The organism is Dyadobacter sp. UC 10, assembly GCF_008369915.1.
Lineage (GTDB): Bacteria > Bacteroidota > Bacteroidia > Cytophagales > Spirosomataceae > Dyadobacter.
On sequence record NZ_VSRN01000001.1, the window covers coordinates 5,774,356 to 5,786,602 of the forward strand.

The 12,247-nt window shown below is 48.1% G+C and carries 10 protein-coding genes; 6 read left to right on the top strand and 4 right to left on the bottom strand.

Translation table 11 applies throughout. The annotated features are described in order from the left end of the window. The first annotated feature begins 62 nt into the window (after positions 1 to 62). Complete coding sequence (locus tag FXO21_RS23915) at positions 63 to 1,193, top strand: metallophosphoesterase family protein (RefSeq protein ID WP_225865838.1); 1,131 nt, start codon at positions 63 to 65, stop codon at positions 1,191 to 1,193. 9 nt (positions 1,194 to 1,202) lie between these two features. Here the strand turns inward: FXO21_RS23915 and FXO21_RS23920 are convergent, their stop codons facing one another. The 4 genes from FXO21_RS23920 to FXO21_RS23935 all read right to left on the bottom strand — a co-directional run bounded on the left by FXO21_RS23920 (position 1,203) and on the right by FXO21_RS23935 (position 7,177). Further along, positions 1,203 to 4,037 (bottom strand): PQQ-dependent sugar dehydrogenase, encoded by a 2,835-nt coding sequence (locus FXO21_RS23920; RefSeq protein WP_149642441.1) that lies wholly within the window; start codon positions 4,035 to 4,037, stop codon positions 1,203 to 1,205. 62 nt (positions 4,038 to 4,099) lie between these two features. Next, positions 4,100 to 4,882 carry a LytR/AlgR family response regulator transcription factor gene (locus FXO21_RS23925; RefSeq protein ID WP_149642442.1) on the bottom strand — a complete coding sequence of 261 codons (783 nt, stop codon included), beginning with the start codon at positions 4,880 to 4,882 and terminating at the stop codon, positions 4,100 to 4,102. Between the two features lie 9 nt (positions 4,883 to 4,891). Then, positions 4,892 to 5,998, bottom strand: a complete 1,107-nt coding sequence (locus FXO21_RS23930) for a sensor histidine kinase (protein WP_149642443.1) — start codon at positions 5,996 to 5,998, stop codon at positions 4,892 to 4,894. A gap of 132 nt (positions 5,999 to 6,130) precedes the next feature. Then, positions 6,131 to 7,177: a sensor histidine kinase gene (locus FXO21_RS23935; protein ID WP_225865839.1), complete on the bottom strand. Its 1,047-nt coding sequence runs from the start codon at positions 7,175 to 7,177 to the stop codon at positions 6,131 to 6,133. A gap of 107 nt (positions 7,178 to 7,284) precedes the next feature. Here FXO21_RS23935 and FXO21_RS23940 point away from each other — a divergent pair, with 107 nt between their 5' ends. From FXO21_RS23940 to FXO21_RS23960, 5 genes are all read left to right on the top strand, one after another. Beyond that, positions 7,285 to 7,740, top strand: coding sequence for an NUDIX domain-containing protein (locus tag FXO21_RS23940; RefSeq protein WP_149642444.1), 456 nt, complete (start codon positions 7,285 to 7,287; stop codon positions 7,738 to 7,740). A gap of 353 nt (positions 7,741 to 8,093) precedes the next feature. After that, on the top strand, positions 8,094 to 8,564 hold the full coding sequence (locus FXO21_RS23945; RefSeq protein WP_149642445.1) for a hypothetical protein: 471 nt from the start codon (positions 8,094 to 8,096) through the stop codon (positions 8,562 to 8,564). Positions 8,565 to 8,630: 66 nt separating this feature from the next. Then, positions 8,631 to 10,661: a beta-L-arabinofuranosidase domain-containing protein gene (locus FXO21_RS23950; RefSeq protein ID WP_192579314.1), complete on the top strand. Its 2,031-nt coding sequence runs from the start codon at positions 8,631 to 8,633 to the stop codon at positions 10,659 to 10,661. A 59-nt stretch (positions 10,662 to 10,720) separates the two neighbouring features. Further along, positions 10,721 to 11,233 (top strand): (2Fe-2S)-binding protein, encoded by a 513-nt coding sequence (locus FXO21_RS23955; RefSeq protein WP_149642447.1) that lies wholly within the window; start codon positions 10,721 to 10,723, stop codon positions 11,231 to 11,233. After that, positions 11,226 to 12,245, top strand: coding sequence for an FAD binding domain-containing protein (locus FXO21_RS23960; protein WP_149642448.1), 1,020 nt, complete (start codon positions 11,226 to 11,228; stop codon positions 12,243 to 12,245). The genes FXO21_RS23955 and FXO21_RS23960 overlap by 8 nt, the downstream gene beginning before the upstream one ends. The last annotated feature ends 2 nt before the right edge of the window (positions 12,246 to 12,247 follow it).

Genomic DNA, 12,247 nt, shown 5'->3' on the forward strand with positions numbered 1-12,247 from the left:
CCTGATTTTCCCAACTAAAATCGGCGGATTCGTGTTGAAATGAGTATCGAACTCCGTTACTCATGATGAAATCTTACTGGCCTGAAAAGCACACCACCCCGGTTTTAAAGAAAAACCAACCCGACGATTCTTATAAATTCCAACCGTTGCCCAGTCCTGTGGGCGAATATCCTTACCACCTTCCGCTCAAAAATGTATTACCAGAGGTGGATCCCGATAAACTTGTTTTTCACATGCTGGGAGACACCGGCAGTGTCTACAACCCTGATTTTCAGAAGCTGGTTGTTGCCGAGATGGTCAAGCAGTATGAGGCTCAGGACGATACCGAAGACAAGCCGCGGTTCCTGTATCATTTGGGGGACATTGTTTACAATTTTGGGGAAGCGAGCCAGTATCACCGGCAGTTTTTTGAGCCTTTTCAGAAATATCCCGGTCCTATTTTCGCGATTCCGGGAAACCATGACAGTGATGTAAATCCTTATGGGAGAACTCCTTATAAGAGCCTGGAGCCATTTTCAGCAGTGTTCTGCACGGCTGAATCACAAACGGTTGCATTCAGTAATAACGCAGTACGGAAGAGTATGGTGCAGCCCAATGTGTACTGGACGCTGGTAACACCCCTGGCGAATATCATCGGCATGTATGGAAACGTGACGAAATTCGGCCTGATCACACCCGAACAGCGAAGCTGGCTGATTGACGAGCTGAAAGCTGCGGACCGGCAGCGGCCTGACAAGGCGATCATTTTGTGCATTCACCACGCGCCCTATTCAGCGGATGTCAACCACGGATCAAGCCTATATATGATCGATTTTCTGGATAAGGCATTTGAAGAAGCAGGTGTACGTCCCGACGTGGTTTTCAGCGGGCACGTCCACAATTACCAGCGGTTTTCCAAAACGTACCCCGACGGCAGGAATGTCCCGTTTGTAGTGGCAGGGGGTGGCGGTTATGATGAGCTGCATCCGGTAGCTACTACATTTGACCCGCGGTTTACATCAGAAAATGCACTATTTGACGGAGTAACCCTGGAAAATCACTGTGACACCAAGCACGGTTTTCTCAAAGTGACAGTTGAGAAAAAGGAACGTGGTATAGAGATCAGGGCGGGGTTTTACACGTTGCCTCACGAAAAGCGCAGCAGGCCGGGTATTAACGCCGACCTGGCTGATCACTTTTCCCTGATGGTATGAGTTTACGATTTATTGCTGGAACTTGATTTTAGTGACCGACATCAAAGGTTCGATCGCCTGTGCATTGTCATTTTTAAATACAAAATACAGGTCGTGTTTGCCTTTGGTCGGCTCGATTTTCACAACTACCGGCTTGCGAACCGGGCGCGTGAAAGTCTTCGGTTTTTCACCAGGTTGCAGGTTTTTATTTTGGTTTTCGAGATCGGCCATGATTTTCGCCATATTCAGTTCGGGCGCAACTTCCACCTCCTCTTTGCCAAGCAAAGTACCGGTTGGGCTGTCGAGCCTTACTTCAATGGTCCCACCAACGGCGCCCTCCCGTTTCTGAGCCGCAGCCGCAAATTCAAGCTTATCGATTCCGGTGAGGTCGATTTCCTTGAAAGTCATGAAACTGTTGGCAAAAGCCATCGCCAGAAACCCTGCGCCCTGGGAACCAATCGCTTTCATTTCCGCTCCTTTCACTGTGGCTGCATCGGAAACGGTCAGCTCGGGATTTCTTAAAATGATCATTTCTTCCGTAGTCTGTGCCGGTACTGCCTTGCTGCCGCTTACAGCTCTGTCGGTAAATGCCGCCCGGATAAGCAGGGTACCTTTTCCATTGTCACGTGCGGGAATTTTGGGGGTGTATTCTCCTTTTACCGGTAACGTGCTCAAAGTTTTGTCGGTGCTGTTGAGGATGTATTTCACGATGACCTCTGCGTCGGCTACCGGCAAGGCAGGGTGGGCGGCCATTGCTACTTCGCCCCAAACGCCGGAACCGCCTTCGAGTACTTTTTTCACAAGCATTTCGGTCACGCCCGGTTTGCCTTTGTATTTGTTCGAAATGTCAGCGAAGGAAGGGCCTATGGATTTGGTGTTTGGCTGATGGCATACTTTACAATCACTTTTGCCAATAAGTACCTGTGCCACTGCGAACTGCGTTGAGGCATCCACGCTCCGCTGGCCCTGGATTACCTCGGCATAATCAAATCCTTCGGATGCGTAATCGATGCTTACAGCTACCTGGTCAGGACTGATCTTGCCGTCGGAAAGGCTGCCGTCTTCCTTGTCGGCGACGTCGATGCTGTAAGGAATGGGTTTGCCTGCAAAGAAAAAGGTTTGGTTCCCTTCAATATTGACGGCTACTTTCGGTGGCTCGTTACCGGCAATGATTTTGAGAGATTGACTGTTACTCGCGCCTTTCGAATCTGTGACTACCAGATTTGCCGTATAAATTCCAGGTTTGTCAAAGCTTGCAGTCGCATGCTCGGTAGTGTAGGTCTTTATCGTGCCACCCGGGCCCATTATTTTCCAGCTGTATTTCAATGGATCTCCGTCAAAATCCCTCGTTCCTTCGGCAGATAATTTGGCCTGGAAGGGCACGGTACCTCCCTTTTTATCCACCGATACCTGCACGACCGGCTTCCTGTTACCGCCATTGTATTCAATCCGGATCAGCCGGGAGTTGTCGCTCTTTTTAAACCAGTTACTGCCATATTCCAACACATACAGATCCCCGTTTGGCCCGAATTTGATATCGATCGGCTGCACCGGGTGATAGTTGGGCGCAACGCGTTCCATCGACAGATAGTCGCCTTTTGAATCCATAGAAATGGCCATAATCCAGCCGCGGGAGAAATCTGCGGCAATCCATTTACCCTCATAATAAGCTGGCCACGGTCGCTTTGGTGCTTTGAAGTCGGCCCGGTGATAAATCGGTCCGCCAGTAGCGCTGCGGGATCCCGAGCCTACCATCGGAAATTTTTCCGAAATCCCGTAAGGATAATAAATGAAGCTCGGCGCGGTCGGAAGTAGTTCCTGCAAACCGGTGTTATTGGGCGAGGTATTGATGAGATTTTTAGGGTCTTTCCGGGCTAGCGGCTTATTGGCCGCATAGTCGTAAACCGGGAATGCCTGATCATTTCCTACAAACCACGGCCATCCGAAGTTTCCGGGCTTGCGGGCCTGGTTCAGTTCGTCATAACCCATCGGGCCGATCTCTGAATCTTCGGCTGCATCCGGGCCTACTTCACCCCAGTACAAATAGCCTGTTTTGCTGTCAACAGAAATGCGCCAGGGGTTTCTGTGGCCCATGGAATAGATCTCCGGCCTCGTTTTTGCGGTTCCTTTCGGGTAAAGATTTCCTTCCGGAATGGTGTAGGTGCCGTCTGGCTCAGGATGGATTTTGAGGATTTTACCACGAAGATCGTTGGTATTGCCCGCGTGCCCCTGGTCATCCCAGCTGGCCCTGCCGGGGCGCTCGTCGGTCTGGGCCGCTTTCTGGTTTCCGGTATTGTTACCGACTGTCAGATAAAGGTTTCCTGCTTTGTCCCAGGTCATTCCGCCGCCGGTGTGGCAGCATACTTCGCGCTGGGTTTCTACCTCGAGTAACACTTTCTTGGAACGCTCTGCAAGCTGTTCATCTTTGATCTCCCAACGCGCAAGAATATGCTTTTTCTCGGTAGGATGGGCGTAGTAGAGGTAAATCCAGTGGTTTTTTGCATAATTAGGGTCCAATGTCAGCCCCATCAATCCTTCTTCCGCCTCGCGGCTAACACCCTCTGCGCTGGTATATTTGGTATTCACCGGTATGGTCGCGATCAGGTCGGTAGACTTGGTTGCCGGGTTATATCTTTTCAGTGCCCCTTTTCGCTCCGCAATAAACACGGAACCGTCCGGAAGTACTTCGAAAACCATCGGTTCGTCGAGATTATCCGAAACTACAATAGGAGTAAAGCGGCTGTCGTCGGGTTTTGTAGGTTGGTCTCGCTGCGTAAATGCTGCCATTCCAAGCAGGGCTATTACTTTACAGGTATTCTTAAAAAGCCGTGTTGAGCCGGCATGGAACAAGGAAAGTTTTGTCATATTTCAGTAAAAAAGAGTATACTGGAAATATAGCAATATTTCGATAAAAAACTGGCGTCAACCTATTTCCCCATCCAATACTTAAAGTCACCCACTTTCTCGCGGCTTACCAGGGCTTCCTTGTTATGCCCGGGCCTTAGTGTGAGCGCTAGCCGGTTACCGAAATAAGGGTCGATTTTCTCCACTGCCTTGTGACTCACCATCATACTTCTGTTGATTCTGAAAAACCGCGATGGGTCAAGCGCTTCGGCAAGTTCGTCGAGCGTGTAATCTACGAGCATTTTCTGGTTGGTATCAGTCATGAAAAAGCTGTAACGGTCGTCGGTAAAGAAGTAGGCGATTTCGCTTACCTCGATCGAAAGCATCTTTTGGCCCTGTTTTACCAAAAACCGCTGCCTGTACTCCACTGCAGATGTCTGGCGGAAATCTTCCAGTAGCTTTTTGATTCCTGCCAGCGGGTCTACCTCAGGCTGGGTCCTCATTTTTTCGAATTTTTGGAGGCTTCTCTGCAAATCCTCGCGATGCACCGGTTTGAGCAGATAATCAATGCTGTTGAGCCTGAATGCCTGCAAAGCATATTCATCGTAAGAGGTCGTGAAGATAATCGTGCTGGTTACCTCTGTTTGATTGAATATTTCAAAGCTTTGACCATCAGATAGTTCTATATCCAAAAAAATCAGATCCGGGTCGGGTTTTTTTGCCTCCCGGTTAGTTTGGAGCCACTCAACGGTTTCCTGAATGCTGTCCGTAACCCCCGAGATCAAAAGGTGGGGGGCTGTTTCGGTGAGCAATTTTCTGAGCCTTCTTACGGACAGATCTTCGTCTTCTACTATTAATGCGTTCATTGATGTCTTTCAGGATATTAATGGCAATGTTACTGTAAAAAATTCATGGTTGCTGTCAATCACGGGTTCGGACAATTCCGGCTTATATGCATGGAGCAGGCGGTATTTGGTCATGATATTAACCAGTCCCACCCGCGTGGATTCGAAATTTTCTGTACCTGCGGTGATTGTTTTTTTCTGCAGATTATTCCGGACCATCAGTTGCCCTTCCTGGGTACTCAGGATAAAAATGGTCAGCGGCTTGCTTGCCCGGATTACATTATGCTTTACCGCATTTTCAACCAGCAACTGAAGGGTCATAGGAGGGATCCGGTGCTGGAGATAGCCGGCTTCGACATGAATGTAGAGCTTCATCCCTTCGCCGTACCTTGTTTTGAGGAGGTGCCCGTAGGATTCAATAAAAGAAAGCTCGCGTTGAAGCGTAGTGAGCTGCCCGAACGCATCGTCATCGCGTGATGCGTGGTTCGTTTGCAGCAGGTACCTGTACACCCGTGCCATCTCGTCTACAAACTCCTCCGCTTTCTCAGGGTCTTCGGCTATCAGTGTGGAAAGGGAGTTCAGTGTATTGAAAAGGAAATGCGGGCTGATCTGCGCTTTCAAACCTTCCAGCTGGCCGCTGACATTCTCCTTTATCAATCTCTCTTTATTTACTTCCTGCTGCTTCCAGTGACTGAGTGCGTAAAAAGACTCCTGGATTCCGATCACCAGAATGATCGCACCCAGGTTAAAGAAATAAACGACGAATACCGTGCTGATTGTGAGCGTTGAGCCGAATAGCCGGTATTTGAGGTAAATCGTCGCGACAATGGCGAGGAAAATCGCCGAAAATATTGCATGGCTGCCTATGGAGGCAAATAACCTTTTCACAGTATGGTCAAGCCCTGCATAATTTTTTGCAATGCGCGCCTGCACTTTCGACTGGATCGAGAAAGTCACCGTGAGAATGGCAAGATTGACCAGTGTGGCGCCGGTGAAAGTTTTCCAGTCGGCAAAAACGCCGGGGCCGATCATAAGATAATTGAAAAATAGCAGGAACACCGGCATGGTCAGCGCGTATGACCAGCGGCTCGACAAGCTGAATGCTTCTGCGAATTTTTCAAAAACTGATTTTTTCATGGTTGCCTGGCCAGCGTGTGACCGGGAAAAATCTAAATTTTATTTAACTCAAAAATAAGGTAAAGCCAAAGGACAATCAGATAAGACTTGCATCAATTGTTATTTTGAATGCATGAATTGTATTTGCGGCATTCAGGCATTGGCACGCGACGGCGCAGTCAGCAGCGGAAGAGAGACGGTGAAATGGTTTTCACTCTGCTCCATGCTGATCTGACGGTCGCTAACCGGCGCATATTTTGCTTTAAGCTCGGCAAATCCTGCCAGGCTGGTACCCATCGGACGAATTTTGGCCTGCACATTATTGCGCACACTGATCCTGTGACGCAGCACACTGATTTCAACAATAAGCGGTTTGGTTACTGACATGCTGTTGTGCCTGATTGCATTGTCGATCAGAATCTGCAGGGACAGCGGTGGTATGTGCAGATCGGCAGGAAGTTCGTCGGGTAGTAAAATAGACAGGCTTTGGCCATACCTGACGTCGAGCAGGCTACGGTAGGTTTTCATAAATCCGATCTCGGCATGGAGCGTTACCAGTTCTACTTTCGCTGCCTGCAAGGAATACCGGTATATTTTTGCCAGATCTTCCACGAAGTTCTCCGCTTTTTCCTGGTCTTCACCGATCAGTGATGATAATGTGTTAAGGCTGTTAAAAAGAAAATGAGGATTAACCTGTCCTTTCAAAGCATCAAACTGATGCTGTAATGCCAGACGTTCAAGCTTTTCACTTTCCGCCTGGTTTTTTTTCCATTGATCCAATGAATAAAAAAGCCCAAGCATTGCTACCAGGAACACATCAAAAAAAGCACCCAATGCCATGATCGGCCAGATGTTTTCCCAGGTAAATGCAACATGCAGGCCGGGCGTAATACTGTAAATCCACACATCTAAAACGGCCAGCAGCATTGTGATGCTGCCAACAATGAGTAACATCATAGTTAGCCGCCGGACAGTTTGATCAAATTGCGGGTAGCGCCTGATTATCCAGCGTACTGCGACAGTTAGTGTAATGATAGACAACCAGTAGAGGAGAAAAACGATTATTGTTGCAATAAAAAAAGTATTTGTGTCGATGAAATAAGAAGGGCCGATAAAATAGTAATTGCCTACCGCGAAAAGTACGGGCATCATGGTCAAATGGTACCACCATTCATATTTGGAAAAAAACTGCGGTTTCATGAAGTTCAGGTCGGGATTACGGAGATTTATTCAAAAATAAGAAACGGGAATAAATTACGCGGCACCCTGGAAAGTAAATCTGCTATTAATAATAATTACATTCATATATGGGCAGTCAAAGTGCAGGAATTCTGATGTACCGGAAAGCGCAGGAAGTGGAGGTATTGCTGGTCCATCCGGGCGGGCCGTTTTTTGCAAAAAAAGATTTGGGCAGCTGGTCTATTCCAAAAGGCGAATATGCGCCTGGGGAAGACCCGCTGACGGTTGCAAAAAGGGAGTTTCTGGAAGAAACGGGAAGCGAAATTACAGGAGATTTTATAGCATTGACCGCTATCAGGCAAAAGGGTGGAAAGGAAGTAAAGGCATGGGCCGTTGAAGGAAATATAGATGCACATCGTATTTTCAGCAATACCTTTGAAATAGAATGGCCGCCACGTTCGGGACGGCAACAAACTTTTCCCGAAGTAGATAAGGCGGGCTGGTTTTCACTTGAGGCGGCAAGGCAAAAAATGAATGAGAAGCAGGCCGCGTTCCTGGATGAGCTGGAATTGTTGCTGCAATAACCGGTAAAATGCGACAAGTAGAAACTTGAATTTTTCAACAGACGCAAGAATTAGAACTAGGCTCATTATTTGGAAGAAATAGAGTCTGCATTACTATTTGGCACCTGAATGTTTTCAAATTTTTATTGAAAAAGCAGTTACAAATCCGCCCGATTTTAACAGAACCGAAAAAAAATTGCGCTCATTTTACGGTAATTACTGATTGAAAATTCGTTATATTTTAATCTAATTCATGATTTTAAATTCATTACTCTCCTTTATTTAATATAAATATTGGTAAAGATTTTGATAAGAGCATATCCTTTCTATTTTTGCAGGTATACAATCAATAAGTAACCCATAAAAAATCAGAAATGAAAGCAAACACTATCAAGTTCTTTTCTCCGGAAGAGAATGTTCCTGTGACAAAAAAGGCGAAGGCGCAGAGTAAACCAACCGGCTATATTTCCGGCACCGGTAAGTTGGTGCTTCCTCCCAAAACATTGGAAGAGCTGGACATTGATCCGCTGGCAACGCGTTTTAGAATTGGAACTCAGGAAGGAAAGAGGACTTTGAAATATCTTTATTTGATTCCAAGCGCGGACGCAGAAGGTACTTTTGCAATGACCAAAAGCGGTCGCGGATTTTCGATTCCACTGGACGTAATTTTGAAGAAAGGCGGAGTGGATTTCGAAAAAACCAAATACACATTTGAGATTACCCTATTTAATTATCAGGAAGGGGTTGTAGGTTACGAGCTGGCAATTGCAAGCTCAGAACCGAAACCGGAATATACCGGCAAGCCGAGGGGCAGGAAACCAAAGAAAGACCTGATTGAAGGATAAGCATAAGGAGTTTCGGTAACGAAACTCCTTTTTTGTTTTGATCAGTTTTACCCATTTACAATGCACATGAATTTGAAAATTACCCTGTTTGTATTGCTGACAGGGGCTTCCTGTTCTGCCTTCGCACAATCGTCTCAATCAAAATCAATGGCCCGTCACTCCGATCAAGCGGAGCTGCGGCAAAATGCATACAGCCAGCTACCGCTCGGTGCGATCAAGCCTGCCGGTTGGTTGCGCGAAATGCTGATAAGGCAAAAAAATGGCGCCACAGGCAGTCTTGACAAGCTTTATCCGCTGGTAATGAATGAAAGAAACGGCTGGCTGGGCGGCGACGGAGATCAATGGGAGCGGGGGCCTTACTGGATCGACGGACTGTTGCCGCTCGCTTATATTTTGCAGGATTCCGGGCTGATCGCCAAGGCGAAACCCTGGGTGGAGTGGGCGATCAACAGTCAGCAGCCCGACGGATATTTCGGGCCCTTAAAAGATTATCCCGGCGAGCGCGGATTGCAGCGGGATAACAGTCGCGACTGGTGGCCGAAAATGGTGATGCTCAAAATTTTAAAGCAGTATTACAGCGCCACGGGCGATCAGCGGGTGATCAGCGTACTGACCAATTATTTCAGGTATCAGCTGAAAGAGCTCCCCAAAACTCCCCTCGATCACTGGACGTACTGGGCCAAATTCCGCGCCGGGGATAACCTGATGGTAGTCTACTGGCTTTACCGCATAACAGGAGACGCGTTCCTGCTTGAACTGGGCGACCTGCTGCACAAGCAAACTTTTGATTATTCAAATGCATTCCTGAATACCGATATGCTGTCGAGGCAAGGCAGTATCCATTGTGTGAATCTTGCGCAGGGAATTAAGGAACCTTTGATTTATTACCAGCACCATCCCGAGAAGCGGTTTGTAGATGCAGTAAAGAAGGGTTTCAGAGATCTGGATAAATACAACGGCATGGCCCACGGGCTTTACGGAGGTGACGAGGCCTTGCATGGAAATAATCCAACGCAGGGCTCAGAGTTATGCAGCGCCGTAGAAATGATGTTTTCACTCGAAAGTATGCTGGAAATCACCGGTGAGACGGAATTTGCCGACAGGCTCGAAAAGATTGCATTTAATGCATTACCGGCCCAAACGACGGATAACTATATGGAGCGGCAGTATTTTCAGCAGGCCAATCAGGTTATGGCAACGCGTCATGTCAGAAATTTTGCTGATAATCACGGCGGTACGGATGTTTGTTACGGCTTGCTTTCAGGTTATCCCTGCTGCACTTCCAATATGCACCAGGGCTGGCCGAAGTTTACACAAAACCTCTGGTATACCACAGCCGACAAGGGTCTCGCTGCATTGGTATACTCGCCCAGCGAGGTTACTGCTCTTGTAGCGGGAGATAAAAAAGTAACTTTAAAAGAGGAAACCAATTATCCTTTTGACGAATCGATCAGGTTTACGTTAAGTATGGATGACAAAAAGAACACCGTTATTTTTCCCCTGCATTTACGTATTCCATCCTGGTGCAGACAGGGAATTGTTAAAATAAACGGTAAGGAATTTCAGAAAGCGGATAGTGCGGCGATTGTAAAAATCAACCGCAACTGGAAATCGGGTGATGTGGTAGAGTTGACTTTGCCGATGCATATCTATCAAAACAAATGGCACGAAAACTCCATATCTGTCGAGCGGGGGCCGCTTACTTATGCACTCAAAATCGGTCAGGAAATGAAAAGGATCGAAAATAAAAAAGATCCTGTTGAATATGGCAGCTATTATTATGAAGTAAGACCTACTACTCCTTGGAATTACAGCCTGTTTCAAATCGCTGCCGATAAGATGGATCTGCATTTTCAGTTTGAAAAGAAATCGGCTACAACAAATTATCCCTGGAACCTGGAAAACGCACCGGTCATGATAAAAACGAAGGCTAGACGGATTCCGTCATGGGGCCTGTACAATGAAACGGCAGGCCAGGTACCATACAGTATGATTTACAATATGGAAGTATCAAAAGAGGAAGAAGAGGTGGTTTTAGTACCTTATGGTTGCACAAAACTCCGCATTTCGCAGTTTCCTGTCGTAGGAAGGAAGTGAATTTGAATTTGGCATAATTCTTATAGCTAGCATGCGCAATTACCATTTACTTCATCACCATGCTAACTGAATTATCCGAACCTACTATTACGCTGACAGCAACAGAGCAGGTTAACCTAAGTGTAAACGGAGCCCCAAAACAACTGGATTTGCTGCCGTGGGTGAGCCTGCTGGATGCGCTGCGAGATTATGCAGGGTTGACCGGAACAAAAAAGGGCTGCGACCACGGGCAATGCGGCGCTTGCACTGTGATCTGCGACGGAAAACGAATCCTGAGTTGTCTTACCCTGGCTGTCGCGAAAGACGGGTCCGAAATCACCACAATTGAAGGCGTAGCGCCTGAGGGTGGCTTGCATCCGCTGCAGAAGGCCTTTATCGAGCACGACGCATTTCAATGCGGCTACTGTACGCCCGGGCAGATTTGCAGCGCTATCGGTTTGATCCGGGAAGGAAAGGCCAAAAGCCGAACCGAGGTGAAGGAGCTGATGAGCGGTAATCTTTGCCGCTGCGGTGCGAATTCCAATATCATCGATGCGATTATGGAGGTTCAAAACCAGTCGGCGCATGAATAATTTCAGCTACAAAAGAGCAGGCAGCATCAGGGATGCGCTTGTTCAGGCAGGCACGGGCGAGCACACCAGTTATATTGCCGGCGGCACGAATCTGGTAGATCTGATGAAATACAATCTGACCCGGCCGGACCTGCTGATCGACCTCAATCGGGTTGACGATCATCATGCAATTTTTGAAACGCCCGAGGGAGGGCTAATGCTGGGCGCATTTGCGACAAATGCAGACACGGCCTGGCACCCGCTGGTGGAAGCACGTTATCCGCTGCTTTCCCGGGCGATCCTGGCCGGAGCCTCTGCCCAGATCAGGAATATGGCGACGAACGGCGGTAACCTGCTGCAACGTACGCGCTGCTATTATTTTTACGATGCAAATGTGCCATGCAACAAGCGTGAACCAGGCTCGGGCTGTTCGGCAATCGCGGGCTACAACCGCATTATGGCAATTTTAGGTGCGAGTGAAAGCTGCATTGCCGTGTTTCCTTCTGATATGTGCGTGGCATTAGCGGCATTGCGTGCGATGGTACATGTAGAGGGGCGAGAAGGCAGGCGCAGGATTGCGTTTGCTGATTTTCACAGGTTGCCGGAAGATACCCCTGAACTTGATAATAACCTGCTCCCCGGCGAAATCATCACCGGCATTGAGCTGCCGCCCAATGGGTTCGCAAACAACTATTCCTACCTCAAACTGCGCGATCGCAATTCCTACGCATTCGCGCTGGTATCTGTTGCTACCGGGTTGGAGCTCGAAGGCGATGTGATCCGCGAAGCAAGGATTGCGTTGGGCGGCGTAGCGCACAAGCCCTGGCGAGTATCCGGGGCAGAGGAGTTTTTAGCAGGTAAAACAGCTACGCCGGAAAACTTTGCCCACGCAGCTGATATAATTCTGCAGGGCGCAGCAGGGTACCAGCACAATGCATTCAAAATAGAACTGGCGAAAAGAGCGATTGTACGTAACAGTATGATGGCATTGAAACCGGAGACGCAATTGCCTGGCGCGCAGCCATCTGCTTAACA

What these genes read in the sequence shown, in the direction of transcription:
- FXO21_RS23915 (WP_225865838.1), top strand. Translation starts at nt 63, where the DNA reads ATGATGAAATCTTACTGGCCTGAAAAGCACACCACCCCGGTTTTAAAG.
- FXO21_RS23920 (WP_149642441.1), bottom strand. Translation starts at nt 4,037, where the DNA reads ATGACAAAACTTTCCTTGTTCCATGCCGGCTCAACACGGCTTTTTAAG.
- FXO21_RS23925 (WP_149642442.1), bottom strand. Translation starts at nt 4,882, where the DNA reads ATGAACGCATTAATAGTAGAAGACGAAGATCTGTCCGTAAGAAGGCTC.
- FXO21_RS23930 (WP_149642443.1), bottom strand. Translation starts at nt 5,998, where the DNA reads ATGAAAAAATCAGTTTTTGAAAAATTCGCAGAAGCATTCAGCTTGTCG.
- FXO21_RS23935 (WP_225865839.1), bottom strand. Translation starts at nt 7,177, where the DNA reads ATGAAACCGCAGTTTTTTTCCAAATATGAATGGTGGTACCATTTGACC.
- FXO21_RS23940 (WP_149642444.1), top strand. Translation starts at nt 7,285, where the DNA reads ATGGGCAGTCAAAGTGCAGGAATTCTGATGTACCGGAAAGCGCAGGAA.
- FXO21_RS23945 (WP_149642445.1), top strand. Translation starts at nt 8,094, where the DNA reads ATGAAAGCAAACACTATCAAGTTCTTTTCTCCGGAAGAGAATGTTCCT.
- FXO21_RS23950 (WP_192579314.1), top strand. Translation starts at nt 8,631, where the DNA reads ATGAATTTGAAAATTACCCTGTTTGTATTGCTGACAGGGGCTTCCTGT.
- FXO21_RS23955 (WP_149642447.1), top strand. Translation starts at nt 10,721, where the DNA reads ATGCTAACTGAATTATCCGAACCTACTATTACGCTGACAGCAACAGAG.
- FXO21_RS23960 (WP_149642448.1), top strand. Translation starts at nt 11,226, where the DNA reads ATGAATAATTTCAGCTACAAAAGAGCAGGCAGCATCAGGGATGCGCTT.